Source organism: Kitasatospora putterlickiae, from assembly GCF_039527695.1.
GTDB classification, from domain to species: Bacteria; Actinomycetota; Actinomycetes; order Streptomycetales; family Streptomycetaceae; genus Kitasatospora; species Kitasatospora putterlickiae.
This window is the reverse complement of the sequence record NZ_BAAAKJ010000015.1, coordinates 1,697-2,148: the sequence shown is the minus strand read 5'-3', so window position 1 is coordinate 2,148 and position 452 is coordinate 1,697. Positions and strand designations below refer to the sequence as shown.

At 54.9% G+C, this 452-nt stretch carries 1 rRNA gene (cut by a window edge); it reads right to left on the bottom strand.

The features are described 5' to 3' along the window. Positions 1-48 precede the first annotated feature (48 nt). Positions 49-452: ribosomal RNA gene (locus ABD308_RS01420) — 16S ribosomal RNA — on the bottom strand (it continues 1,167 nt past the right edge of the window).

Here is a 452-nt window from a genome sequence, read left to right as displayed (position 1 = left end):
AACCGAGTACGCTCTTTTTTGGTCACGAAGTGACCTTATCTTCCTTAGAAAGGAGGTGATCCAGCCGCACCTTCCGATACGGCTACCTTGTTACGACTTCACCCCAATCATTGGCCCCACCTTAGGCGGCTGGCTCCAAAAGGTTACCCCACCGACTTCGGGTGTTGCCAACTCTCGTGGTGTGACGGGCGGTGTGTACAAGGCCCGGGAACGTATTCACCGCGGCATGCTGATCCGCGATTACTAGCGATTCCGGCTTCATACAGGCGAGTTGCAGCCTGCAATCCGAACTGAGAATGGTTTTATGGGATTAGCTTCACCTCGCGGCTTCGCTGCCCTTTGTACCATCCATTGTAGCACGTGTGTAGCCCAGGTCATAAGGGGCATGATGATTTGACGTCATCCCCACCTTCCTCCGGTTTGTCACCGGCAGTCACCCTAGAGTGCCCAAC